Raw genomic sequence first — 22456 nt, 5'->3', positions numbered from 1 at the left:
AATGTGGGAGCGGGCTTGCTCGCGAAAGCGGTGTATCAGTCAATAACTCTGTCGACTGACACTCCGCTTTCGCGAGCAAGCCCGCTCCCACATTTTTTTAGATCTGTGTTGTTACTGACCCAGCATTACTTCTCGACGAATGCGCGCTCGATCAAGTAATCACCCGGCTCACGCATCCGTGGGGAAACTTTCAGGCCGAAGCTGTTCAACACTTCGCTGGTTTCGTCCAACATGCTTGGGCTGCCGCACAGCATGGCGCGGTCGTCCTGGGGGTTGATCGGCGGCAGGCCGATGTCGCTGAACAGCTTGCCGCTGCGCATCAGGTCGGTCAGGCGGCCTTCGTTTTCGAACGGCTCGCGGGTCACGGTCGGGTAGTAGATCAACTTGTCACGCAGGGCCTCGCCGAAGAATTCGTTCTGCGGCAGGTGCTCGGTGATGAATTCGCGGTAGGCGACTTCGTTGACGTAACGCACGCCGTGGCACAGGATCACTTTTTCAAAGCGCTCGTAGGTTTCCGGGTCCTGGATTACGCTCATGAACGGCGCCAGGCCAGTACCGGTGCTGAGCAGGTACAGGTGTTTGCCCGGCTTCAAATCGTCAAGCACCAGGGTGCCTGTCGGTTTTTTGCTGATGATGATCTCGTCGCCTTCCTTCAAGTGCTGCAGTTGGGAAGTCAGCGGGCCATCCGGGACCTTGATGCTGAAAAACTCCAGATGCTCTTCCCAGTTCGGGCTGGCAATGGAGTAAGCGCGCATGAGCGGGCGGCCGTTGGGCTGTTGCAGGCCGATCATCACGAACTGACCGTTCTCGAAGCGCAGGCCCGGATCGCGGGTGCACTTGAAGCTGAACAGAGTGTCGTTCCAGTGATGAACACTGAGGACACGCTCGTGGTTCATGTTGCTCATGTACGGGGGACTCCTGGAAATGGGTCTGCGCCAAAGATGGGATGCGCAATTGCACAGCATTCTAATGGCGGCGACAATATCTGTTAACTGGATTATTAAGATAAGGGTTATCGGTTATATCGATATGCGATTTACTCTCCGTCAACTGCAAGTCTTCGTCGCCGTCGCCCAGCAGGAAAGCGTCTCGCGCGCTGCTGGCCTTCTGGCCTTATCTCAATCCGCCGCCAGCACCTCGATCACCGAGCTGGAGCGCCAATCCAGCTGCCAATTATTCGACCGCGCGGGCAAACGCCTGAGCCTCAACGCCCTCGGTCATCAGCTATTGCCCCAGGCGGTTGCGCTGCTCGACCAGGCCAAGGAGATCGAGGACCTGCTCAACGGCAAGTCCGGCTTCGGTTCCCTGGCGGTGGGCGCCACCCTCACCATTGGTAATTACCTGGCGACCCTGTTGATCGGCAGCTTCATGCAGCAACACCCCGAGAGCCAGGTGAAGCTGCATGTGCAGAACACTGCGCATATCGTGCACCAGGTGGCGCACTACGAAATTGACCTGGGTCTAATCGAAGGCGACTGCAGCCACCCGGATATCGAGGTGCAAACCTGGGTTGAGGATGAACTGGTGGTGTTTTGCGCGCCGCAGCATCACCTGGCCAAACGAGGCATGGCAACCATGGACGAGTTGACCCAAGAGGCGTGGATCCTGCGGGAACAGGGCTCAGGCACACGCCTGACCTTTGACCAAGCCATGCGCCATCACCGCAGTGCGCTGAATATTCGCCTGGAGTTGGAGCACACCGAAGCAATCAAACGCGCAGTGGAGTCTGGATTGGGGATTGGCTGTATTTCGCGACTGGCCCTGCGCGACGCATTCCGGCGTGGCAGCCTGGTGCCGGTGGAAACCCCGGACCTGGACCTGGCCCGACAGTTCTACTTCATCTGGCATAAGCAGAAGTACCAGACCTCGGCGATGCGCGAGTTCCTGGAACTGTGCCGCGCCTTCACCGCCGGGGTTCAGCGCAGCGACGAGATCGTGCTGCCGAGCATTGCCTGAGGGTTAGATCAGGATCACGGCCCAGACCAGAGTGATCATGGTCAGCGCGACGAACTGCGCGGCGCTGCCCATGTCCTTGGCGTTTTTCGACAGCGGGTGGCGGTCAAGGGAGATGCGGTCGATCGCCGCTTCGACTGCCGAGTTGAGCAACTCGACAATCAACGCCAGCAGGCACACGGCGATGAGCAAGGCACGCTCGACCCGGCTCACATTCAGGAAAAAGCTCAACGGGATCAGGATCACGTTAAGCAACACCAACTGGCGGAACGCCGCCTCGCCGGTGAACGCCGCGCGCAGGCCATCCAGCGAATAACCCCCAGCATTGAAGATACGTTTGATACCGGTTTGACCCTTGAAAGGCGACATAGACGTTGGCAACTGAGCTAAAGGAGTGGGAAAACTAGATCACGCAAAGTCAAAAAAGCGTGAATCGGTAGCCGCTTAATGCTGCGAAATTGACTCAAGTTGTTGCAAGAGCAGCGCCGCCTGGGTGCGTGTCCGTACGCCCAGCTTGCGGAAGATCGCCGTAACGTGGGCCTTGATCGTCGCTTCCGACACGCTCAACTCGTAGGCAATCTGTTTGTTCAACAAGCCTTCGCAGACCATGGTGAGCACCCGGAACTGCTGCGGTGTCAGGCTGGCAAGACCATCACGGGCGGCCTTGGCTTCGTCGGACACGTTGATTTCTTCAAACGCTTGCGGCGGCCAGGACACATCACCCTCCAGCACAGTGCGTACAGCCTTCTGGATATCTTCCATCGCACTGGACTTGGGAATGAAACCGCTGGCGCCAAACTCCTTGGAGCGCACCACCACGTCGGCTTCTTCCTGGGCCGAGACCATCACCACGGGTATCTGCGGGTATTGACCGCGCAACAACACCAAACCTGAGAAACCGTAGGCACCGGGCATGTTCAGGTCGAGCAGCACCAGGTCCCAGTCAGATTTTTCGGTGAGGCGGGCTTCCAGCTCGGCAATGCTGGCCACTTCGACCAGGCGGACGTCCGGGCCAAGGCCCAAGGTCACGGCCTGGTGCAGCGCACTGCGAAACAACGGGTGGTCATCGGCTATCAGGATTTCGTATGTGGCCATTGATTAAATGATCCTGTTTTTAGGGGTGCCCTGATCGGCGCCCAGCATGCCCAGCGTAGCCTGGAGGGTCAAGCGCTACGCCCGTGGGCATTTTAACGGGTTGCGGGGTTGGGGTGCCATCATGCAAACGTCGTCTGGTTATACTGTCGCAATATAGGGAGCAAGGCGCGTATGAACGGTGTCCACAGGATCCAGCGGCATCTGGAACTTGGCGGCCAGGTAGTGGGTGCTGAAGACATCCAGGTAGGCATCCAGAACCTCACTGGCTACCCCATCATCGGCCAGTTCCAGGCACAGCGCGGCGACTTCGGCGGTGCAAAAATGATCATCGCGTTTGGAACGACGCAGTTTGTAGCGCGACAGTTGTTCCGGCGCCAGGCTGAGTACCGGCAAATGCTCCAGGTAGGGGCTTTTGCGGAACATCTTGCGCGCTTCACTCCAGGTGCCGTCCAGCAGGATGAACAGTGGGCGCTTGCCCTCCTCCACCTTCACTTCGCTGACAACACGCTGCGGTGCGACGAATTCGCCGGGGAACACGATATAGGGTTGCCACTGCGGGTCGGCCAGCAAGGTCAGCAGTTCAGGATCGACTTCGGTGCGCGACCAGGCAAACGCCGTGGTGTCATCAATCACATCGGCGATCAGCCACCCGGTATTGCTGGGTTTCATGGGTTCTACGTCATGCATCAGCAGGCACATCGCTGAAGTTGCGGCGACTTTTGGCCGCCAGGCACACAGGCAGTACTCAGGAATGACCCGGCAGCCGGGGCAGCGTTCGGCACGCGAACCACGGTTGAGGAACGGGCGGACGGCACGGGCCAGGCGCTGGGTGCGCAGGCGGGAAACGGCGTGGCTCATCGGATGCGCCGGTGGGACGGGTAAATCGACACGGTGAAGACTCGTGGACGGCTGAGGTGGCGGCAGTTTACCAGCGATACGCCTGGCTGTAGTGGCAAGGGCTCACCTATAATTGCGCGCCACTGAACGCACAGCGCAGTGGCTGGTCTATGCACCAGTAACCGAATCAGGAGAGTTTCATGCTGCGTTCCATGCTGCGCCTTGTCGCCCCATCCGTCGCCCTCGCGCTGGTATTGCCCGTGTGCGCCCAGGCGGCCTCGCTGCTGGAGGCCCAAATGAACCGGAAGCTGCAAAGCGTCGCGGCTGAGAGCAACAAAGACCTGCCCCGGGAAATCGACGAAAAGACCCTGGAAGTGGCCTACACCGTTGAAGGCATGCAACTGATCGATCACCTGAGCGTCTTGCCCGACCGCGCCGAACAGATGCGCGCCAACCCCAAGGCGGTGTATTTCCAGCTCGGCCAGAGCGTATGCCTGAACAAGGGTTACCGTGAGCTGATGGCCAAGGGCGCGGTGATGCGTTACGAAATCACCGAAAACAAGACCAACCGCCCTGTGGCCTCGGTGAAGTTCGTGGAAGCGGATTGCCCGGCACCGACAAAAAAGAAAAAGTAACGGTTTGACCTTCGCGCGCTGCCGTCCGGTGGCGCGTACTCCCCCGCTTCAACGCCTCCCAGGCAGCTAGACTCTGTAGTGAGCGGCCAATAAGTGGTTGCCAGCCAAGGGTTTTCCGGCCCATGATCAAGCCATCCCGACCGTTCATTCACAGCGCTTTTCATGCTGTTCTGTAACATTTTCAGGGCAAAAGAAGGTTGCCCCTGCGGCAAACAGCGACACAAGCAGTGTCGTCGCCTGCGGCGAAGGTGCCCTGCAAGAAGGAGAAGTTGAATGCCTTACGAACCGAATGACCGCCTGCTCCGACATTTTGAAGAACACGGCACCGACCTTACGCAGCAGGTCGACGCACAACTCCAGCTGATCGCCCCCAACAGCCCGAATATCCCCCTGTATCGCGACATGATCCTCACTGTGCTGCGCATGGCCCAGGACGACCGCAACCGCTGGAACGCCAAGATCACCCTGCAAGCCATCCGCGAATTGGACAATGCCTTCCGCGTGCTCGAGCAGTTCAAGGGCCGCCGCAAGGTCACGGTGTTCGGCTCGGCTCGCACACCGATAGAAAGCCCGTTGTATGCACTGGCCCGTGAAGTCGGCGCGGCACTGGCGCGTTCGAATCTGATGGTGATCACCGGCGGCGGTGGCGGCATCATGGCCGCCGCCCACGAAGGCGCGGGACTGGAACACAGCCTGGGGTTCAACATTACCCTGCCGTTTGAACAGCATGCCAACCCAACGATTGATGGCACTGAAAACCTACTGTCTTTCCACTTCTTCTTTACCCGCAAGTTGTTCTTCGTCAAGGAAGCTGATGCCCTGGTGTTGTGCCCAGGCGGTTTCGGCACCCTGGACGAAGCGCTGGAAGTGTTGACACTGATTCAGACCGGCAAGAGCCCGCTGGTCCCGGTGGTGCTGCTGGACGCGCCAGGCGGCGGATTCTGGCAGGGCGCCCTGGACTTCATCCGCAGCCAGTTGGAAGCCAACCGCTACATTCTGCCCACCGACCTCAAGCTCATACGACTGGTTTACAGCGCCGAAGAGGCTGTGGACGAGATCAATCAGTTTTATGCCAACTTCCACTCCACCCGCTGGCTGAAACGGGAATTTGTGGTGCGCATGAATCACCCGCTCAGTGAACAGGCATTGGCCCATTTGCAAGGCGAGTTCGCCAGCCTGCGACTGAGTGGCGAGTTCCGACAGCTCGCGTATACCGGCGAGGAACATGATGAGCCGAGGTTCAGTCATTTGACGCGGCTGGTGTTCAATTTCAACGGGCGCGACCAGGGCCGGTTGCGGGAGCTGGTGGATTACATCAATTTGCCGGAGAACTGGGCACAGGCCCAGGGCAAGGCGCAGCAGCGAGTGGCGCCGGAGCCAGCGTGATTTTTTGAGGGCAAAAAAAAAGACCCACTATTTTCATAGTGGGTCTTTTTATATGCATTGATCCAGATGGATGGGGCTGCTACGCAGCCCAGCGGGAGCAAGCTCCCTCGCCACAACAGCTCGCTCACCTCTACAGCTGTGTTCAGTCGTCCATGTCCCGGCCGCTCAACAAGCGGCTGATCATTTCCATCGAGAACCCGCGATAGCTGAGAAATCGTCCCTGCTTCGCCCTTTCCTTGGCATCAATCGGCAGATGGCCAGAGAACTTGCGCCGCCATGTGTCCTCCAACTGCGCCTGCCAACTGATCCGGCACTCGCGCAAGGCAAGGTCGATATCCGCGCGTTGCAGACCACGCTGGCTCAGCTCTTCGCGAATACGCGCCGGGCCGTAGCCGGAGCGAGCTCGGTAAGAGACAAAACTTTCGAGGTATCGGGCTTCGGAAAGCAGCCCCTCTTCCGTCAGGCGGTCGAGGGCGGTTTCGATCATCTCGGGCTCTGCGCCGCGCTGACGCAATTTACGCGTCAGCTCGACTCGACCATGCTCGCGGCGAGCGAGCAGGTCCATTGCAGTGCGCCGAACGGCGACGAGTGTATCCAGTACAACTGTCATCGTGTGCTTCAGATGTCGGTGTCAACTTCTTCTACTTCTTCAACCGGCTCGCGATTGGCGGCAGCTTTCACGTCTGGAGCGGCAGTCAGCAGCTTGTCGCGGATCTGCTTTTCAAGCGTGGCAGCGATATCCGGGTTGTCTGCCAGGAACTTGGCCGAGTTGGCCTTGCCTTGGCCGATCTTGCTGCCGTTGTAGGCATACCAGGCACCGGATTTCTCGACGAAACCGTGCAGCACACCCAGGTCGATCATCTCGCCGTTCAGGTAGATGCCCTTGCCGTAGAGAATCTGGAACTCGGCCTGACGGAAAGGCGGGGCCACTTTGTTCTTCACGACTTTAACGCGGGTTTCGCTACCGACAACCTCGTCACCTTCTTTCACCGCGCCGGTACGGCGGATGTCCAGACGGACCGAAGCGTAGAACTTCAGCGCGTTACCACCGGTGGTGGTTTCCGGGCTGCCGAACATCACGCCGATCTTCATACGGATCTGGTTGATGAAGATCACCAGGCAGTTGGCGTTCTTGATGTTACCGGTGATTTTACGCAGCGCCTGGGACATCAGACGGGCTTGCAGGCCCACGTGCATGTCACCCATTTCGCCTTCGATTTCAGCCTTGGGCACCAGGGCGGCCACGGAGTCGACCACGATCACGTCGATGGCGTTGGAGCGCACCAGCATGTCGGTGATTTCCAGGGCCTGCTCACCGGTGTCCGGCTGGGAAACCAGCAGGTCGTCGACGTTGACGCCCAGTTTGCCGGCGTACTCAGGGTCCAGGGCGTGCTCGGCGTCGACGAACGCACAGGTGGCGCCCATTTTTTGCGCCTGGGCAATCACCGACAGGGTCAGGGTGGTTTTACCGGAAGATTCAGGACCGTAGATTTCAACGATACGGCCTTTTGGCAGGCCGCCAATGCCGAGCGCGATGTCCAGACCCAGAGAGCCCGTGGAAATAGCCGGGATCGCCTGACGGTCGTGATCGCCCATACGCATTACGGCACCCTTGCCGAATTGACGTTCGATCTGACCCAGGGCCGCAGCCAAGGCTTTCTTCTTGTTGTCGTCCATTAAAGTCCTCACGTAATCAATAAGGCCGGGGCGGCCAACACCTGTATAAGTAGACAGTATTGTTCCACAAAGATCGGAGATCGCCTACCCCTGATTTTCTATTTCTGCTGCAGCTCGTCGCAACAAGCCCTCTAGCGCGGCCTTTACCGTTTGTCGGCGGACCTCGTCGCGGTTGCCGGTGAAGTGCTCAAGCTCGGCCGTGACCTCATCGCCGACACCGAAAGCCAGCCATACGGTGCCCACCGGTTTGTCCGGCGAGCCGCCATCCGGTCCCGCTACGCCACTGACCGCCACGGCAAAGCGCGCCAGGCTTTTTTCCTGTGCGCCGCGGACCATCGCCTCCACCACTTCCTGGCTGACGGCGCCCACTTTTGGAAACAACGTTTCCGGCACATTCAACTGCCGGGTCTTCTGGCGGTTGGAATAGGTGACATACCCCGCCTCGAACCAGGCCGAGCTTCCCGGGATCCGCGTGATGGCTTCCGCGATTCCACCGCCGGTGCAGGACTCGGCAGTGGTGACGTGGGCATTGAGCACCTGCAAACGGCGCCCCAGTTCAGCAGCCAGTTGAGTGATTTCCTTCACGGTCGTCTCCAGACGTGGGCGGGGGTTTGCCTACCCTACAGGAGCCAATCGCACGCGCAAGTGACGGACTGTCTCAAGACACTAACGGGCGACGGCTCGCACATACGCCTGGCAGGCACGCAAGGCAATCAGGGCGCTGTCGCCGTCGTCGGTGATGCGGATAATTCGCTGAGCATGCGCTGGGTCAAGTCGGGCTCGCGGGGCTGCATGAACCACGCTGCCGGCGGCGGTGGCGGCTGGCATTGGGCAGCCACTGGAAGCGTCGAGAAGGACTGACAGCCGCACATCAGCAGTGGCAATGCGGTCACGCAAAGCTGCTTGATTACGCTGGGCATCGCTCAACTCCCGGGCATGTTGTTGGTCGATGGCACTGAGCCGTTGCTCAAGGGCCAGCCGTCTGTCTTGCTCGGCCTGCTGTAGATGCAGGGCTTTCTGGGTCTGTGCGGCCGACAAGCGTTCAATCTGTGCCCCGTACCGCCACGCCTGCACCTGCCAGACAACGACCACCAGCACGCATACGCCAATCGCAACTAAGAAACGCATAACACCGCCTTCGCCCGCGCCCACAACTGCAAACGGTCCTCCAGGCCATTGAGCCCGCCGTTGATACGCCGGGTGATGGTGGTGAACTGGTCCTTGTCGGCGAGTTCATTCAAGCCATTGCTTTGCCAGAACCAGGCAGCGGATTCACAGGCCCATTGTGGTTGCTCCAGTAATTCGGGTTGTTGCAGCAAGCGATCATCGCCGAACAGCGCTTGGCTGCATGCCAGGTAGTTGCGGCGACCGGTGACCTGGATCAGCCCCCTGCCCCGGTACTTCTGGCCGTCGCCGTCCGCTTCAGGCGTACTGCCCAGGCGCGCGGCCAACGTACCGGTGTCGTACTTGCTCAAATAAGTATCGCTGCCGAGTTCGCGCACGTAGTGCAGTTCGCCGGATTCGTGGCCGATCTGCGCGAGAAAAGCGGCGGCGCGCAGCACGCTGTTGATTTCGTACCGAACAAAAGTCGCATTCAGCGCGGTTGAAAAAAGGCCCGCCATATGGCGAGCGCCTGGCATGATTTGAATCAATTGAGGCTGCGTTATCACCACCACGGTCACCCTGAAAGCCCCCTAGGTAGACAAACCAACGTCCGTGTTAGAACTGCGATAGGCACTGACCATTCCAGCCAGGTGCAACGAACTCGCGCCCCCAGTGATTAAGAAGATCACCCAGGTACGCCAATTCGCCAGGTCGTCCTTGTGCCACCAACTGGCGATCACCGCCCAACGAGGCCCGCAATCAACAATTCGAACCTGTCGATCTTGTCGAGCAGGCGCTGTAAATACTTCATGCGCTCGACTCCGTGGGGCATGACTTGAATTGGAACGGCCCCAGCAGCACTCCCAGCTCGGAGCAATGGGTGTGGTGAAGCCGAAAACGAAAAGGCCCCGATCATGTCGAGGCCCTGAATAGGTGCGCGGTCTTTCCCGCAGTCAGCCAAAGATCAGCCCAGCGTCGACGCCCCAATGCATCGATCTCGCCAATCCAGTCTCGTGCCACTCAGGAAGTCTGGTGTGAACAGAGCGCACGGGCTGCCGGTTTTTTTCGTAGCGCTGCACTACCGGCTTATCAGCGTCCAGGCATCCCCCGAAGGGCCACCCTGGCTGTGGCGAGCCTGAATCAGAAATGAAAAAGCCCAGCGCGACGGCTGGGCTCTATTACGCAGGGAGATAGAAGATCATGGAGTCCAGTAAGCAATCTTGCCGCTTGCACCAACAGCTACAAAATTGCCTTTGCCGTAGGCGACGCTTCGGATATCGGTTCCTGCAAAAGTGTTGGTTTGCTGAACCCAGCCGATCCCATCCTCGGAAACGGCTGTCTTGCCGCCGTCGCCGACAGCTACATACTTGCCATTACCGTAAGCAATGTCGCGGATGATGGTTCCACCGAAACTGGTATCTTCAACAGCAGTCCAGCTAAGCCCATCGGATGAATATGCCATCTTGCCATCCGCACCAACGATAAACATTTTCCCATTGCAAAGCTTCATGGAAAGGATGGTGCTAGTGCCGAAGGTGCTGGTTCTGGGCGTGAATGTTTGCGAATTTTCCGTCGCCATCTTCACAGCGCTAAGCAGCTTCCCATTCGATCCCGCAACCAACACAAAACTGCCAATGACGTTGACGCAGTACACAGTCTCACTAGAAGTGAAGGTCGTAGTGCGCTCCACCAGGCCTGACCAATCGCTATAACGGGAAAAGACTGTACCGTTAGACCCAACCAGTATCCAGGTGTAGTTGTTGCCGGAAATTGGCTGATAAAACACAATGCCTTGCAAGTCTCCGTACGCGCGAACAGTTGCCGTAAGGTTTGTCCAATCCCTTTCAGGGCGTGCTGCGTCGCCGAAGATCAGATTGCCGGATTGAGAAAGGGCTTGAAGCGATGTCCCAATACCGTTCCAGTACAGCTCGTTGAGGACCATTCCGCTATTAGAGGTGACGACGCCCTTAAGCTTGGTCCACGCTGTACCAGTTGCGCCTCCACTGACAAGCTGAGTGGTTGCGGGAAGACCGTTGCCACCAGCCGCAAAAAACTTGCCTTGCGCAAAAACCACGCGCCGAAGCATGCCGGTGTTATCCACCGGTTCTACTTGAGTCCAGAGATCTTGCGAGGCTTGAGATGCTGAGTTTGCGTTTTCCATTTTAAACTCCGTTACTTAGCTGATTTAAGTTCAGGCCTCTGTATTGGGCGTATGGCGCTCATCGGCGATTGCTCGAGGCTCGCGGCCTTCACATGATTCAGCGTCCCACATCGGGAACATTTGATCTGGAGCTCTGTAAACCCACCCGTACGGGCGAGAAGTCTGTTGCAGTTACCGCATCTGAATTCTTTCAACATCTGCAAATTCCTTTTACTGAACCACTTTTTCCGTGTGATTGAGTAGGAAGCGGCGTTACATTCGCCGCCCTCTCACACCCACCTACACACAGGTCCGTAGACGGCGGCATGCCTGCGGGATCTTTGAGCAGAGACAGTCCGAGGTAGAAGGTCTGGGTGAAGGATACAATCCAAGTGTCATAGTCCGTTTCCGCACTGCTGAGCACGGAAGGGGCCGCGACAATCGCAGTGGGCAAGTCGCATTGCTCGGGCGGCAAGCCCCAGCGGTTATCCAGGGCCAAATCCATCAGTCGGCTGGCCAAGTCGCAGGCGTCAAAGGGCGTCGAGCCACTGACGACCGTGGCCTTGAGTGAAACCGACAAGGCATGCGCCTTGCGCCCGGCAAGGGAGCGCACGCCCGGGCCATTGCGCTCCACGCTGATCAAAATGCCGGTTTTGTCGCCCGTGTCGGAGAAGTCATGGTGATTACCGACCCGTAGTTGTGGGAACGCGCGCTTCAGCGCGTCCCCAATCACCATAGGCAGTTGGGAAGGTTTTTCGAGAAGTGTCATCTGCTTGCATCCTTGCAGCGATTACTGCTGATCCGGGCGAGAGGTGGGGGCCTCGTTGACCCCGATGCGCTTGGCCGCCCAGCGTTCATATAGGCCGATGGCCACGTCCGCACCGGCCATGGCAGTCAGGCAACCAATGGCGCCCGCAGTCCAGATCGACATGCCGGCGGCGTAGCACAGCATCAATGCCGATACCCCGCAGACCATGCACGCCCCGGACCGCAGGGCCAGGCGCCGGATCAGCGACCAACCACGGGCACCCTCCTTATCGGCGCGCCACATTTCGCCGGATACACCACCGATCAGCGCCAGTACGATTACCAGCCAGATAGGCATTTCCGCTAACGCTTGCTGCTCGTTTGTCATGTCACGCCTCCTGGCTGAGCACTACCGGCACGGGGCCGGCTCTTGGGTAAATCCATGTGTAGGTAGGCATTCCAAAAAGCCCGGTTGCCCGGGCTTTTCAGTAATGATGTCCTCGGTCTTTCGGCGCTACTGGCGCGGTACGGACCTTTCCTCGATGTTTTTCCGACCACGATCCCTGTCTGCCGGATAACTGCTTCTGGTGCTTTACGCTGCACACCCGGGTCAGTTGCCAACCCTCTGAACCGTTAAGGCCGGTTCATCGCTGCCTGTTTGTTAAGCGGTGAAACTAAAGAGCGTCGGCATCCTTGCCGGTGTTGCTGGCGTCCTTGCCATCGCTCGGATGGCGTCCTTGCCGGTGCTGCGTGACTTCCTTGTGTTGACTGGCAGCATCCTTGCCGCCTCCACCAGACCTTGTTGGCTGGCTTGAGATGAAGAATATGCATGTATGCATATACAGTCAATGCACAAATGCATTTATTTTCAGCATGCAAATGCACGAATGCATTCTCGCCCTTGTGGACTGCGGGTTTGGTGGTTTTTTCCAGGCGAAAAAAAGCCCGCTCGTTGGCGGGCTTTGTCTTACAGAAGAAGGTTAACGGGCGTACATACCCCACCAGAACACATGACCCAGGATGCTGATTTGCTCATCCTGGATATCCTGGAAGCTGTAGTCCTCATCCGGGTGCTCATCGCGATTGAAACTGCGCAGGCGAATCCCGGAAGGCAGGCGGTAGAGCTGTTTCACCCGCAATTGGCCGTTGTGGTTGATGGCATACAAGTCACCATCGACGATGTCACCAATGCCACTCTTGCCCGCATTAACCCCGACCGTCGCGCCATCGCGCAGCACCGGCAACATGCTGTTGCCGCGTACCGTCACGCACTTGGCCTGGTCGAACTGCACACCGTTATGCCGCAGGCTGCGCTTGCCGAACCGCAGGCTAGCCTTCTCGCTTTCCTCGATGACGAATCTTCCTGATCCAGCAGCCAATTCAACCTCGCGCAGAAAGGGGATCGACACCTCGTCATCATTAACGGGCGTGTCGTCGTCCCACAGGCTTATGTCCTTGAGTTCCGAATGCATCGGGTCACGCCCGTCCTCCCGCGAAACGCCCACCGCCACGCGCCCGCGCAACTGGTCGGTGCTCACGCGGAAGTACTCGGCGATGCGGGAAATGTGCTTGTCCGACGGATCAACGATCTTGCCGCTGAGGATCCGGGACAGCGTGGATTGAGGCACGCCGGTACGCCGGTGAAGCTCCGTGGGGGAGATCCGGTCGCGGTCCAGCAGTTCGCGTAAGACGATAGAAACGTTGCGTTTTTGCATAACGGGGATAGTGACGGGAGATTTTGGGGTTGGCAAATGCTAATTTGCATTATTTATGCATAACCGATGCATTTCTTGGGCCCTTTCAAGTGTGGTGATGTGGACTGCGAACCGCAGACCTCGCGTGTTAACCTTGCGCCCATCGCAAAATCGCAGGGCGGAATGCCCCACCTTTGCCCCACTCCTTTCAACGAATTTGCCTACGACCCAATGAGTAAAACCACTTCAGACCTGTCCTCCCACACCCCGATGATGCAGCAGTACTGGCGCCTCAAGAACCAGCACCCTGATCAGTTGATGTTCTACCGCATGGGCGACTTCTACGAGATCTTCTACGAAGACGCGAAGAAGGCCGCCAAGCTGCTGGACATCACCCTGACGGCGCGTGGGCAGTCGGCGGGGCAGTCGATTCCGATGTGTGGGATTCCTTACCATTCGTTGGAAGGTTACCTGGTCAAGCTGGTGAAGCTGGGCGAATCGGTGGTGATCTGTGAGCAGATCGGCGACCCGGCCACCAGCAAGGGGCCGGTGGAACGTCAGGTGGTGCGCATTATCACGCCGGGGACGGTGAGTGATGAGGCGCTGCTGGATGAGCGTCGTGACAACCTGATTGCGGCGGTGTTGGGCGATGAACGTCTGTTTGGCCTGTCGGTGCTGGACATCACCAGCGGCAACTTCAGTGTGCTGGAGATCAAAGGCTGGGAGAACCTGCTGGCAGAACTGGAGCGCATCAACCCGGTCGAGCTGTTGATCCCGGACGATTGGCCGAAGGATCTGCCGGCGGAAAAACGCCGTGGGGCCAAGCGCCGTGCGCCGTGGGATTTCGAGCGTGACTCGGCGCTGAAAAGTCTGTGCCAGCAGTTCTCAGTACAAGACCTTAAAGGCTTCGGTTGTGAAACCCTGACCCTGGCCATCGGCGCCGCCGGTTGTTTGCTGGGCTATGCCAAGGAAACCCAGCGCACCGCCCTGCCGCATCTGCGCAGCCTGCGCCATGAGCGTCTGGACGACACCGTGGTACTCGATGGCGCGAGCCGTCGCAACCTGGAGCTGGACACCAACCTGGCCGGCGGGCGTGACAACACCCTGCAATCGGTGGTTGACCGTTGCCAGACCGCCATGGGCAGCCGCTTGCTGACGCGTTGGTTGAACCGTCCGTTGCGCGACTTGAGTGTGCTGCAGGCGCGTCAGACTTCTATTACGTGCCTGCTGGACGGCTATCGCTTTGAAAAGCTGCAGCCACAGCTGAAGGAAATCGGCGATATCGAGCGCATCCTGGCGCGGATCGGCCTGCGTAACGCGCGTCCACGTGACTTGGCGCGCCTGCGTGATGCCCTCGGTGCCTTGCCACAATTGCAAGCGGCGATGACCGAACTGGACACGCCGCACCTGCAACAGCTCGCGGTCACCGCCGGTACTTACCCGGAACTGGCGGCGTTGCTGGAAAAAGCCATCATCGACAACCCGCCCGCGATCATCCGCGACGGCGGCGTCTTGAAGACCGGTTACGACAGCGAGCTGGACGAGCTGCAAGCCCTGAGCGAAAACGCCGGGCAGTTCCTGATTGACCTGGAAGCCCGCGAAAAAGCCCGTACCGGCCTGGCCAACCTGAAAGTCGGCTACAACCGCGTGCACGGCTATTTCATCGAATTGCCGAGCAAGCAGGCCGAGTCGGCGCCGATCGACTATCAACGTCGTCAGACGCTTAAAGGTGCTGAACGATTTATCACTCCAGAGCTGAAAGAATTCGAAGACAAGGCACTGTCGGCCAAGAGCCGCGCCCTGGCTCGGGAAAAGATGCTCTATGAAAACCTGCTGGAGGACCTGATCAGCCAGTTGGCACCGCTGCAGGATACCGCCGCCGCCCTGGCCGAGCTGGATGTGCTGAGCAACCTGGCCGAGCGCGCGCTGAACCTTGACCTGAACTGCCCGCGCTTTGTCAGCGAGCCGTGCATGCGCATCGTGCAAGGTCGCCACCCGGTCGTAGAGCAGGTGTTGACCACGCCGTTCGTCGCCAACGACCTGTCGCTGGACGACGATACCCGCATGCTGGTGATCACCGGTCCGAACATGGGCGGTAAGTCCACCTATATGCGTCAGACCGCTTTGATTGTGCTATTGGCGCATATCGGCAGCTTTGTGCCGGCGGCTAGTTGCGAGCTGTCCCTGGTGGACCGCATTTTCACCCGGATCGGTTCCAGTGACGACCTGGCCGGTGGTCGTTCGACCTTTATGGTGGAAATGAGCGAAACCGCCAACATCCTGCATAACGCCACCGAACGCAGCCTGGTGCTGATGGACGAAGTGGGCCGCGGCACCAGCACCTTCGACGGCCTGTCCCTGGCCTGGGCGGCAGCCGAACGCCTGGCGCATCTGCGTGCCTACACGCTGTTTGCCACGCACTATTTCGAGCTGACCGTGCTGCCGGAAAGCGAACCACTGGTAGCCAACGTGCACCTGAACGCCACCGAGCACAACGAGCGTATCGTGTTCCTGCACCACGTGCTGCCGGGGCCGGCCAGCCAGAGTTACGGCCTGGCCGTGGCCCAACTGGCCGGTGTGCCGAATGACGTGATCACCCGCGCCCGCGAACACCTCAGCCGCCTGGAAACCACGGCGCTGCCCCATGAAACCGTGGTCGCCAGCCCTGCCAAAGCCTCCAGCAAACCGGCTGCGCCACATCAGAGCGACATGTTCGCTAGCCTGCCCCATCCAGTGCTGGATGAGTTGGCAAAGCTTGACCTGGATGACTTGACGCCGCGAAAAGCGCTCGAAATGTTATATGCACTGAAGACTCGGATATAACGCTGAGACCAGCAAGCTGGTAGACTCTCGCGCGGTTTGGGATGCTGCAGGCTATTAGCCTGGCCTGCAGACTATCGCTCCCGAACCTCGCGAGCCCTGCCACAAAGGGTTTCGCTGCCGCCGCCTGAGGAGAGAATTAGAAATGACCTTCGTCGTTACCGACAACTGCATCAAGTGCAAGTACACCGACTGCGTGGAAGTATGTCCGGTGGACTGCTTCTACGAAGGCCCGAACTTCCTGGTCATCCACCCGGACGAGTGCATTGATTGCGCCCTGTGTGAACCTGAATGCCCGGCCGTCGCTATTTTCTCCGAGGACGAAGTCCCGGCAGAGATGCAGGAATTCATTCAGTTGAACGTCGAATTGGCGGAAATCTGGCCGAATATCACTGAACGCAAAGACCCGATGCCGGATGCAGCGGAGTGGGATGGCAAAAAAGGTAAGATTGCAGACCTCGAGCGCTGATAGCCTCGCCTCCCAAAAGGCCCCTTGCGGGCCTTTTTGCGTTTCTGGAAAGCCGGTTTCACTTTTCTACAGGCAAAAAAAAGGGGCGGTATGACCCGCCCACATTTTTCCCTAGTCCCTGTATTCCTTTTCATCATCCTGATGAATCGCATCCTGCGACGTTCCCTAAACCATCGCTCCTTGATGGCTGTGTCAATCCGTGGACACAGGGCTGATGTTAGAGAGTTCCAAAGGAAGTTCAACGGGATCCATTCCTGCGACTGACAGGCTTTCATGCTCAACAGACGATAATTAATTGTTATTTTTCAACAGGATAGAAAACTCTCTCGACGAACTGGGACGTACTTGGCGGGCAAAAAAACCAAACGCTTACGAAAAAGTAAGCAAATGCTTACACGACCAATTGCGTAAATGAGAAATAAACCCGCCTTGACCACCGTCCAAACATGAAAAAGCCCCGACACCGTCGAGGCTTTTTCCCTTCAATGCCCTCAGTCGTCGCTGACGGTGATGGTCGGCATCGCCGGCGTAGCGGCTTCCTGCAGCACGATACGCGCGCCCACATGGCGGGCCAGCTCCTGATAGACCATGGCGATCTGGCCGTCAGGGTCCGCCGCGACAGTCGGCTTGCCACCGTCAGCCTGCTCGCGAATCACCATCGACAGCGGCAATGAAGCCAGCAGTTCCACCCCGTACTGGGTGGCCAGCTTCTCGCCACCGCCTTCGCCGAACAGGTGCTCGGCGTGGCCGCAGTTGGAGCAGATGTGCACCGCCATGTTCTCCACCACGCCCAGCACCGGGATATTGACCTTGCGGAACATCTCCACGCCTTTTCTCGCGTCGAGCAATGCCAGGTCCTGAGGCGTGGTGACGATCACCGAGCCGGCCACCGGGACTTTCTGCGCCAGGGTCAACTGGATATCACCGGTGCCTGGGGGCATGTCGATCACCAGATAGTCCAGGTCGCCCCAGGCGGTCTGGGTGACCAGTTGCAGCAAGGCGCCGGAAACCATCGGCCCGCGCCAGACCATCGGCGTATTGTCATCAGTAAGGAAGGCCATGGACATCACTTCCACGCCCAGGGACTCGATCGGCACGAACCACTTCTGGTCCTTGACCTTCGGCCGCGTGCCTTCGGGGATGCCGAACATCACACCTTGGCTCGGGCCGTAGATATCCGCATCAAGGATGCCCACGCGTGCGCCTTCGCGAGCCAAGGCCAGAGCCAGGTTGGCCGCCGTGGTGGATTTGCCCACGCCGCCCTTGCCGGAGGCCACAGCCACCACGTTCTTGACGTTTGCCAGCCCTGGGATTTGCGCCTGAGCCTTGTGCGCGGCAATCACACACTGGATGTCGACCTTGGCCGAACGCACGCCGTCCAAGCCCTCGATGGCCATTTGCAACATCTGCGCCCAACCGCTCTTGAACAGGCCGGCGGCGTAACCCAGTTCCAACTGGACCGACACCTGGTCGCCCTGGACGTCGATGGCACGCACACAGCCGGCACTGACCGGGTCCTGGTTCAAATAAGGGTCGGTGTACTGGCGAAGCACGGCTTCCACCGCTGCGCGATTGACGGCGCTCATGGGCTACTCCCGAAAAAAGACTGACTGAAACAGGCGGCTATCCTAACCGTTCCAGCGGCGTAACGGCATGCTTTCACAGGTTCGGAAGATTCTGAAACAGCGCCACGGGGTGAAATATATTTCCCGGCGCTTTATAGTGGCCGACCTCCGTTTCATCAAGTAGCCGAGCCCCATGTCCGAGCCACGCAAGATCCTCGTCACCAGCGCCCTGCCCTATGCCAATGGTTCCATCCATCTTGGCCATATGCTTGAGTACATCCAGACCGATATGTGGGTGCGCTTCCAGAAGCATCGCGGCAATCAATGCATCTATGTCTGCGCGGACGACGCCCACGGTTCGGCCATCATGTTGCGCGCCGAAAAGGAAGGGATCACCCCGGAGCAACTGATCGCCAACGTGCAGGCTGAACACAGCGCCGACTTTGCCGAGTTCCTGGTGGATTTCGATAACTTCCACTCGACCCACTCCGAAGAAAACCGCGAGCTGTCGAGCCAGATCTACCTGCGCTTGAAAGAAGCCGGGCATATCGACCAGCGTTCGGTGACCCAGTATTTCGACCCGGAAAAGAAAATGTTCCTGGCCGACCGCTTCATCAAGGGCACCTGCCCGAAATGCGGCACCGAAGACCAATACGGTGACAACTGCGAGAAATGCGGTGCGACCTATGCGCCCACCGAGCTGAAGAACCCTAAGTCAGCGATCTCTGGCGCCACCCCGGTGCTCAAGGATTCCCAGCACTTCTTCTTCAAGCTCCCGGATTTCCAGCAGATGCTGCAAACCTGGACCCGCAGCGGCACCCTGCAGGACGCTGTGGCCAACAAACTCTCGGAATGGCTCGACAGCGGCCTGCAACAGTGGGACATCTCCCGCGATGCGCCGTACTTCGGCTTCGAAATCCCGGGCGAGCCGGGCAAGTACTTCTACGTGTGGCTGGACGCGCCGATCGGCTACATGGCCAGCTTCAAGAACCTGTGCGATCGCACGCCGGGTCTGGACTTCGACGCGTTCTGGAACAAGGATTCCACTGCCGAGTTGTACCACTTCATCGGCAAGGACATCGTCAACTTCCACGCGCTGTTCTGGCCTGCAATGCTTGAAGGTTCGGGCTATCGCAAGCCGACCGCCATCGCAGTGCACGGCTACCTGACGGTCAACGGCCAGAAGATGTCCAAGTCCCGTGGCACCTTTATCAAGGCGCGCACCTACCTGGACCACTTGTCGCCGGAATACCTGCGCTACTACTACGCCTCCAAACTGGGCCGTGGCGTCGATGACCTGGACCTGAACCTGGAAGACTTCGTACAGAAGGTCAACTCGGACCTGGTCGGCAAGGTCGTCAACATTGCCAGCCGTTGTGCCGGGTTTATCCACAAGGGCAACGCTGGCCTGCTGGTGGCCGAGAACGCCGCTCCGGAACTGACCGACGCCTTCCTGGCGGCTGCGCCAAGCATCGCCGATGCCTATGAAGCCCGCGACTTTGCCCGCGCCATGCGCGAGATCATGGGCCTGGCCGACCGCGCCAACGCCTGGATCGCCGACAAGGCACCTTGGTCGCTGAACAAACAGGAAGGCAAGCAGGCGGAAGTACAGGCGATCTGCGCCACGGGCGTCAACTTGTTCCGCCAACTGGTGATCTTCCTCAAGCCCGTGCTGCCGCTGCTGGCTGCCGACGCCGAAGCATTCCTCAATGTGGCGCCGCTGACCTGGAACGATCACGCCACCTTGCTCAGCAACCATCAGTTGAACGAGTTCAAGCCACTGATGACCCGTATCGACCCGGTGAAAGTCCAGGCCATGACCGACGCTTCGAAAGAAGACCTGGTCGCCAGCCAGACCGATACCGGTTCGGCCGCACCCGCGGGCAATGGTGAGTTGGCCAAGGACCCGATCTCTGCGGAAATCGACTTTGACGCTTTCGCTGCCGTGGACCTGCGTGTCGCGCTGATCGTCAAGGCCGAAGCCGTGGAAGGTGCTGACAAGCTGTTGCGCCTGACCCTGGACCTCGGCGGCGAGCAACGTAACGTGTTCTCCGGCATCAAGAGCGCTTATCCGGACCCGTCCAAGCTCGATGGTCGCCTGACCATGATGATCGCCAACCTCAAGCCGCGGAAGATGAAGTTCGGCGTTTCCGAAGGCATGGTGATGGCGGCCGGCCCTGGTGGGGAGGAGATCTACCTGCTCAGCCCTGACAGCGGTGCCAAGCCGGGTCAACGCATCAAGTAAGCCTGTGAGAAAGCCCTGTCGTTTCGGCGGCCGGGCTTTTCAGCTAGTCCCCTCTTTTCGCTTGCCGGATAATCAGGCTCTGTTTGTTAACCGGCATGTCCATGATCATCCCATGAACCTCATTCAACGTATCGACGCGCTGCTGCCGCAGACCCAATGCGGCAAATGCGGGCACCCAGGCTGTAAGCCTTACGCTGAGGGTATTGCTCAAGGCGAAGCGATCAACAAGTGCCCGCCCGGTGGACAGGAAACCATTGCAGGTCTTGCACAATTGTTGCGCGTGCCGGTGCTGGAACTGGATATTACCCGAGGGAAAGCGCCGGCCCAGATCGCCTACATCCGCGAAGCCGAGTGCATCGGGTGCACCAAGTGCATCCAGGCCTGCCCGGTGGATGCCATTGTCGGCGCAGCCAAGTTGATGCACACGGTCATCGTCGACGAGTGCACCGGTTGCGACCTCTGCGTCGCGCCCTGCCCCGTTGACTGCATTGAAATGCGTCCGACCGCCACCGTATTACCGATTGTGGGTGGCCTGACCACCAACGATCAGCAACGGCAAGGACGAGCTCTCAAGCGCGACCGGGCAAGACGCCGTTATGAACAACGCAATGCACGGCTGCAACGGGAAGAAGCGCAGAAGCTCGCTGAACGCCTGGCTCGGGCCAAACGCTCAGTACCGGATTTACCTGTGCAGGTCGGTACAGCACAGGACGCCGCGATCAAGAAAGCCAAAATCACGGTCGCCATGAGTCGCGCCCAACTGCATAAATCCTTGAAGGCCTTCGGTCATCCGCCAACCTTTGAACAGCAGTCACAGTTGATCGTCTTGCAGCAGCAGTTCGAAGCGGCAGAACAAGCTCTGACGACACTGGAGTTGGGCACCGCACCGAGGGCAATGGCTACAACCGGTAATACTGCCGACCTGAAACGCGCCAAAATCCAGCTGGCGATGCGCCGCGCAGCGTTGAAGAAAGCCCAGGACTTGAACGCCAACCCGCAGCAGCTGGCCGAGGCGCAGCACAACCTCGACGAGGCGCAGCGCCAAGTGGATGCCCATGGCAACACCTGACCCGCAAAACCTGTATTGCTACAATCCCGCCGACCGACTGCCAGGGAAACCCCACCCCATGAACGCCGCAAAACGCCTGGAAATTTTCCGCAGGCTCCACGAAGACAATCCAGAACCCAAAACCGAACTGGCCTACACCACGCCGTTCGAGTTGCTGATTGCAGTGATCTTGTCGGCCCAATCCACCGACGTCGGCGTGAACAAGGCCACGGCCAAGCTGTACCCCGTGGCGAATACGCCAGAGGCGATCTATGCCTTGGGTGTGGAGGGGTTGTCGGAATACATCAAGACCATTGGCCTGTACAACAGCAAGGCCAAGAACGTCATCGAAACCTGCCGCCTGTTGGTGGAACTGCACGGCAGTGAAGTGCCCCAAACCCGCGAAGCCTTGGAAGCGCTGCCAGGCGTCGGCCGAAAAACTGCCAACGTGGTGCTAAACACCGCGTTCCGGCAACTGACCATGGCTGTGGACACCCACATCTTCCGGGTCAGCAACCGAACCGGCATTGCCCGTGGCAAGAACGTAGTGGAGGTAGAAAAGCAGTTGATGAAGTTCGTGCCCAAGCCTTATCTGCTGGATTCCCACCACTGGTTGATCCTTCACGGACGCTACGTTTGCCAGGCCCGCAAGCCACGCTGCGGCAGCTGTCGCATCGAAGACCTGTGCGAATATAAGGACAAGACGTCCGACGATTGACGGATCATTGCTTTTCTCGATCAGTCGATTGAAAAAATCTTTTTTACCGGATCATGGATTATCGTTATAAGGAGCGCCAACGGCAGTCTTAGCCCGGAGTGAACCTTATGAGCACTGGCAAAGAGCAACTGGAAGTGGAAGACGACCTCGTTGAGTCGGACGACGATGGGGCAGAGACACCTGTAGCAGAGGTCGCCAAGACCAATTTGAGCAAACGCCGCACTATCGACAATCTTCTGGAAGAGCGACGCTTGCAAAAACAACTGGCCGATTACGACTTCGATCTCTGATCGAGCGATCGACAGCCGGAAGCCTCCTTCACG

24 protein-coding genes and 1 pseudogene are annotated in these 22456 nt (G+C 58.9%); 9 read left to right on the top strand and 16 right to left on the bottom strand.

Annotated elements, in window-relative coordinates:
* Positions 1-125: 125 nt before the first annotated feature.
* Positions 126-905 (bottom strand): ferredoxin-NADP reductase, encoded by a 780-nt coding sequence (fpr, locus tag CI807_RS12865; protein WP_003443014.1) that lies wholly within the window; start codon positions 903-905, stop codon positions 126-128.
* Positions 906-1029: 124 nt separating this feature from the next.
* Between fpr and CI807_RS12860 the strand changes: the two genes are divergently transcribed.
* A complete protein-coding gene (locus CI807_RS12860; RefSeq protein WP_028619094.1) occupies positions 1030-1956 on the top strand; it encodes a LysR family transcriptional regulator in 927 nt (308 codons plus the stop codon).
* Between the two features lie 3 nt (positions 1957-1959).
* On the opposite strand, the gene CI807_RS12855 is transcribed toward CI807_RS12860, so the two are convergent.
* The 3 genes from CI807_RS12855 to CI807_RS12845 form a co-directional block, all read right to left on the bottom strand.
* On the bottom strand, positions 1960-2322 hold the full coding sequence (locus CI807_RS12855; RefSeq protein WP_003172176.1) for a diacylglycerol kinase: 363 nt from the start codon (positions 2320-2322) through the stop codon (positions 1960-1962).
* Positions 2323-2397: 75 nt separating this feature from the next.
* Positions 2398-3048: a response regulator transcription factor ErdR gene (gene erdR, locus CI807_RS12850; protein ID WP_095014913.1), complete on the bottom strand. Its 651-nt coding sequence runs from the start codon at positions 3046-3048 to the stop codon at positions 2398-2400.
* Positions 3049-3186: 138 nt separating this feature from the next.
* A complete protein-coding gene (locus CI807_RS12845) occupies positions 3187-3906 on the bottom strand; it encodes a tRNA-uridine aminocarboxypropyltransferase (RefSeq protein ID WP_095014912.1) in 720 nt (239 codons plus the stop codon).
* 179 nt (positions 3907-4085) lie between these two features.
* Here CI807_RS12845 and CI807_RS12840 point away from each other — a divergent pair, with 179 nt between their 5' ends.
* Positions 4086-4520 carry a PA3611 family quorum-sensing-regulated virulence factor gene (locus CI807_RS12840; protein WP_028619092.1) on the top strand — a complete coding sequence of 145 codons (435 nt, stop codon included), beginning with the start codon at positions 4086-4088 and terminating at the stop codon, positions 4518-4520.
* Between the two features lie 273 nt (positions 4521-4793).
* On the top strand, positions 4794-5906 hold the full coding sequence (locus CI807_RS12835; RefSeq protein ID WP_095014911.1) for a TIGR00730 family Rossman fold protein: 1113 nt from the start codon (positions 4794-4796) through the stop codon (positions 5904-5906).
* A 142-nt stretch (positions 5907-6048) separates the two neighbouring features.
* On the opposite strand, the gene recX is transcribed toward CI807_RS12835, so the two are convergent.
* The 11 genes and pseudogenes from recX to CI807_RS12780 all read right to left on the bottom strand — a co-directional run bounded on the left by recX (position 6049) and on the right by CI807_RS12780 (position 13289).
* Positions 6049-6516 carry a recombination regulator RecX gene (gene recX, locus CI807_RS12830; protein ID WP_095014910.1) on the bottom strand — a complete coding sequence of 156 codons (468 nt, stop codon included), beginning with the start codon at positions 6514-6516 and terminating at the stop codon, positions 6049-6051.
* 8 nt (positions 6517-6524) lie between these two features.
* Positions 6525-7583 carry a recombinase RecA gene (gene recA, locus CI807_RS12825; RefSeq protein WP_010170065.1) on the bottom strand — a complete coding sequence of 353 codons (1059 nt, stop codon included), beginning with the start codon at positions 7581-7583 and terminating at the stop codon, positions 6525-6527.
* Positions 7584-7667: 84 nt separating this feature from the next.
* Positions 7668-8168 (bottom strand): CinA family protein, encoded by a 501-nt coding sequence (locus tag CI807_RS12820; protein WP_095014909.1) that lies wholly within the window; start codon positions 8166-8168, stop codon positions 7668-7670.
* Positions 8169-8249: 81 nt separating this feature from the next.
* Complete coding sequence (locus CI807_RS12815; RefSeq protein WP_095014908.1) at positions 8250-8711, bottom strand: lysis system i-spanin subunit Rz; 462 nt, start codon at positions 8709-8711, stop codon at positions 8250-8252.
* Entirely contained in the window at positions 8699-9256 is a 558-nt protein-coding gene (locus tag CI807_RS12810; protein ID WP_095017541.1) for a glycoside hydrolase family 19 protein, read from the bottom strand. Before CI807_RS12810 ends, CI807_RS12815 begins: the two co-directional genes overlap by 13 nt.
* Positions 9257-9313: 57 nt before the next feature.
* Positions 9314-9498, bottom strand: a pseudogene (locus tag CI807_RS32110) (MFS transporter); the annotation flags it as partial.
* Positions 9499-9885: 387 nt separating this feature from the next.
* Positions 9886-10848 carry a hypothetical protein gene (locus CI807_RS12800; protein WP_095014907.1) on the bottom strand — a complete coding sequence of 321 codons (963 nt, stop codon included), beginning with the start codon at positions 10846-10848 and terminating at the stop codon, positions 9886-9888.
* Positions 10849-10859: 11 nt separating this feature from the next.
* Entirely contained in the window at positions 10860-11045 is a 186-nt protein-coding gene (locus CI807_RS12795; protein ID WP_053256750.1) for a Com family DNA-binding transcriptional regulator, read from the bottom strand.
* The gene (locus CI807_RS12790; protein WP_095014906.1) at positions 11039-11596 is read right to left on the bottom strand and encodes a hypothetical protein; all 558 of its coding nucleotides are present in this window, start codon (positions 11594-11596) and stop codon (positions 11039-11041) included. Before CI807_RS12790 ends, CI807_RS12795 begins: the two co-directional genes overlap by 7 nt.
* A 21-nt stretch (positions 11597-11617) precedes the next feature.
* On the bottom strand, positions 11618-11962 hold the full coding sequence (locus CI807_RS12785; RefSeq protein WP_028619072.1) for a phage holin family protein: 345 nt from the start codon (positions 11960-11962) through the stop codon (positions 11618-11620).
* 592 nt (positions 11963-12554) lie between these two features.
* Positions 12555-13289 carry an XRE family transcriptional regulator gene (locus CI807_RS12780; RefSeq protein ID WP_016977944.1) on the bottom strand — a complete coding sequence of 245 codons (735 nt, stop codon included), beginning with the start codon at positions 13287-13289 and terminating at the stop codon, positions 12555-12557.
* 210 nt (positions 13290-13499) lie between these two features.
* Here CI807_RS12780 and mutS point away from each other — a divergent pair, with 210 nt between their 5' ends.
* On the top strand, positions 13500-16091 hold the full coding sequence (mutS, locus tag CI807_RS12775) for a DNA mismatch repair protein MutS (RefSeq protein ID WP_016977945.1): 2592 nt from the start codon (positions 13500-13502) through the stop codon (positions 16089-16091).
* Between the two features lie 142 nt (positions 16092-16233).
* Positions 16234-16557, top strand: a complete 324-nt coding sequence (gene fdxA / locus CI807_RS12770; protein WP_003208688.1) for a ferredoxin FdxA — start codon at positions 16234-16236, stop codon at positions 16555-16557.
* Positions 16558-17048: 491 nt separating this feature from the next.
* Here the strand turns inward: fdxA and apbC are convergent, their stop codons facing one another.
* Complete coding sequence (apbC, locus tag CI807_RS12765; RefSeq protein WP_095014905.1) at positions 17049-18143, bottom strand: iron-sulfur cluster carrier protein ApbC; 1095 nt, start codon at positions 18141-18143, stop codon at positions 17049-17051.
* Between the two features lie 172 nt (positions 18144-18315).
* Between apbC and metG the strand changes: the two genes are divergently transcribed.
* The 4 genes from metG to CI807_RS12745 all read left to right on the top strand — a co-directional run bounded on the left by metG (position 18316) and on the right by CI807_RS12745 (position 22423).
* Positions 18316-20367: a methionine--tRNA ligase gene (gene metG / locus CI807_RS12760; RefSeq protein WP_095014904.1), complete on the top strand. Its 2052-nt coding sequence runs from the start codon at positions 18316-18318 to the stop codon at positions 20365-20367.
* A 112-nt stretch (positions 20368-20479) separates the two neighbouring features.
* Positions 20480-21436 (top strand): electron transport complex subunit RsxB, encoded by a 957-nt coding sequence (gene rsxB / locus CI807_RS12755; RefSeq protein WP_095014903.1) that lies wholly within the window; start codon positions 20480-20482, stop codon positions 21434-21436.
* A gap of 58 nt (positions 21437-21494) precedes the next feature.
* On the top strand, positions 21495-22133 hold the full coding sequence (gene nth / locus CI807_RS12750; RefSeq protein ID WP_038847851.1) for an endonuclease III: 639 nt from the start codon (positions 21495-21497) through the stop codon (positions 22131-22133).
* Between the two features lie 107 nt (positions 22134-22240).
* Positions 22241-22423 (top strand): PA3496 family putative envelope integrity protein, encoded by a 183-nt coding sequence (locus CI807_RS12745; protein ID WP_012722492.1) that lies wholly within the window; start codon positions 22241-22243, stop codon positions 22421-22423.
* Positions 22424-22456: the final 33 nt, after the last annotated feature.

This window comes from Pseudomonas sp. NS1(2017) (assembly GCF_002269425.1).
Taxonomy (GTDB): Bacteria; Pseudomonadota; Gammaproteobacteria; order Pseudomonadales; family Pseudomonadaceae; genus Aquipseudomonas; species Aquipseudomonas reactans.
The sequence above is the reverse complement of the archived record's forward strand: the minus strand, read 5'-3'. Positions and strand labels throughout refer to the sequence as shown.

Bases quoted from the DNA above. Each gene is read 5' to 3' on its own strand.
- fpr (WP_003443014.1), bottom strand. From the start codon at position 905: ATGAGCAACATGAACCACGAGCGTGTCCTCAGTGTTCATCACTGGAAC.
- CI807_RS12860 (WP_028619094.1), top strand. From the start codon at position 1,030: ATGCGATTTACTCTCCGTCAACTGCAAGTCTTCGTCGCCGTCGCCCAG.
- CI807_RS12855 (WP_003172176.1), bottom strand. From the start codon at position 2,322: ATGTCGCCTTTCAAGGGTCAAACCGGTATCAAACGTATCTTCAATGCT.
- erdR (WP_095014913.1), bottom strand. From the start codon at position 3,048: ATGGCCACATACGAAATCCTGATAGCCGATGACCACCCGTTGTTTCGC.
- CI807_RS12845 (WP_095014912.1), bottom strand. From the start codon at position 3,906: ATGAGCCACGCCGTTTCCCGCCTGCGCACCCAGCGCCTGGCCCGTGCC.
- CI807_RS12840 (WP_028619092.1), top strand. From the start codon at position 4,086: ATGCTGCGTTCCATGCTGCGCCTTGTCGCCCCATCCGTCGCCCTCGCG.
- CI807_RS12835 (WP_095014911.1), top strand. From the start codon at position 4,794: ATGCCTTACGAACCGAATGACCGCCTGCTCCGACATTTTGAAGAACAC.
- recX (WP_095014910.1), bottom strand. From the start codon at position 6,516: ATGACAGTTGTACTGGATACACTCGTCGCCGTTCGGCGCACTGCAATG.
- recA (WP_010170065.1), bottom strand. From the start codon at position 7,583: ATGGACGACAACAAGAAGAAAGCCTTGGCTGCGGCCCTGGGTCAGATC.
- CI807_RS12815 (WP_095014908.1), bottom strand. From the start codon at position 8,711: ATGCGTTTCTTAGTTGCGATTGGCGTATGCGTGCTGGTGGTCGTTGTC.
- CI807_RS12800 (WP_095014907.1), bottom strand. From the start codon at position 10,848: ATGGAAAACGCAAACTCAGCATCTCAAGCCTCGCAAGATCTCTGGACT.
- CI807_RS12795 (WP_053256750.1), bottom strand. From the start codon at position 11,045: ATGTTGAAAGAATTCAGATGCGGTAACTGCAACAGACTTCTCGCCCGT.
- CI807_RS12790 (WP_095014906.1), bottom strand. From the start codon at position 11,596: ATGACACTTCTCGAAAAACCTTCCCAACTGCCTATGGTGATTGGGGAC.
- CI807_RS12785 (WP_028619072.1), bottom strand. From the start codon at position 11,962: ATGACAAACGAGCAGCAAGCGTTAGCGGAAATGCCTATCTGGCTGGTA.
- CI807_RS12780 (WP_016977944.1), bottom strand. From the start codon at position 13,289: ATGCAAAAACGCAACGTTTCTATCGTCTTACGCGAACTGCTGGACCGC.
- mutS (WP_016977945.1), top strand. From the start codon at position 13,500: ATGAGTAAAACCACTTCAGACCTGTCCTCCCACACCCCGATGATGCAG.
- fdxA (WP_003208688.1), top strand. From the start codon at position 16,234: ATGACCTTCGTCGTTACCGACAACTGCATCAAGTGCAAGTACACCGAC.
- apbC (WP_095014905.1), bottom strand. From the start codon at position 18,143: ATGAGCGCCGTCAATCGCGCAGCGGTGGAAGCCGTGCTTCGCCAGTAC.
- metG (WP_095014904.1), top strand. From the start codon at position 18,316: ATGTCCGAGCCACGCAAGATCCTCGTCACCAGCGCCCTGCCCTATGCC.
- rsxB (WP_095014903.1), top strand. From the start codon at position 20,480: ATGAACCTCATTCAACGTATCGACGCGCTGCTGCCGCAGACCCAATGC.
- nth (WP_038847851.1), top strand. From the start codon at position 21,495: ATGAACGCCGCAAAACGCCTGGAAATTTTCCGCAGGCTCCACGAAGAC.
- CI807_RS12745 (WP_012722492.1), top strand. From the start codon at position 22,241: ATGAGCACTGGCAAAGAGCAACTGGAAGTGGAAGACGACCTCGTTGAG.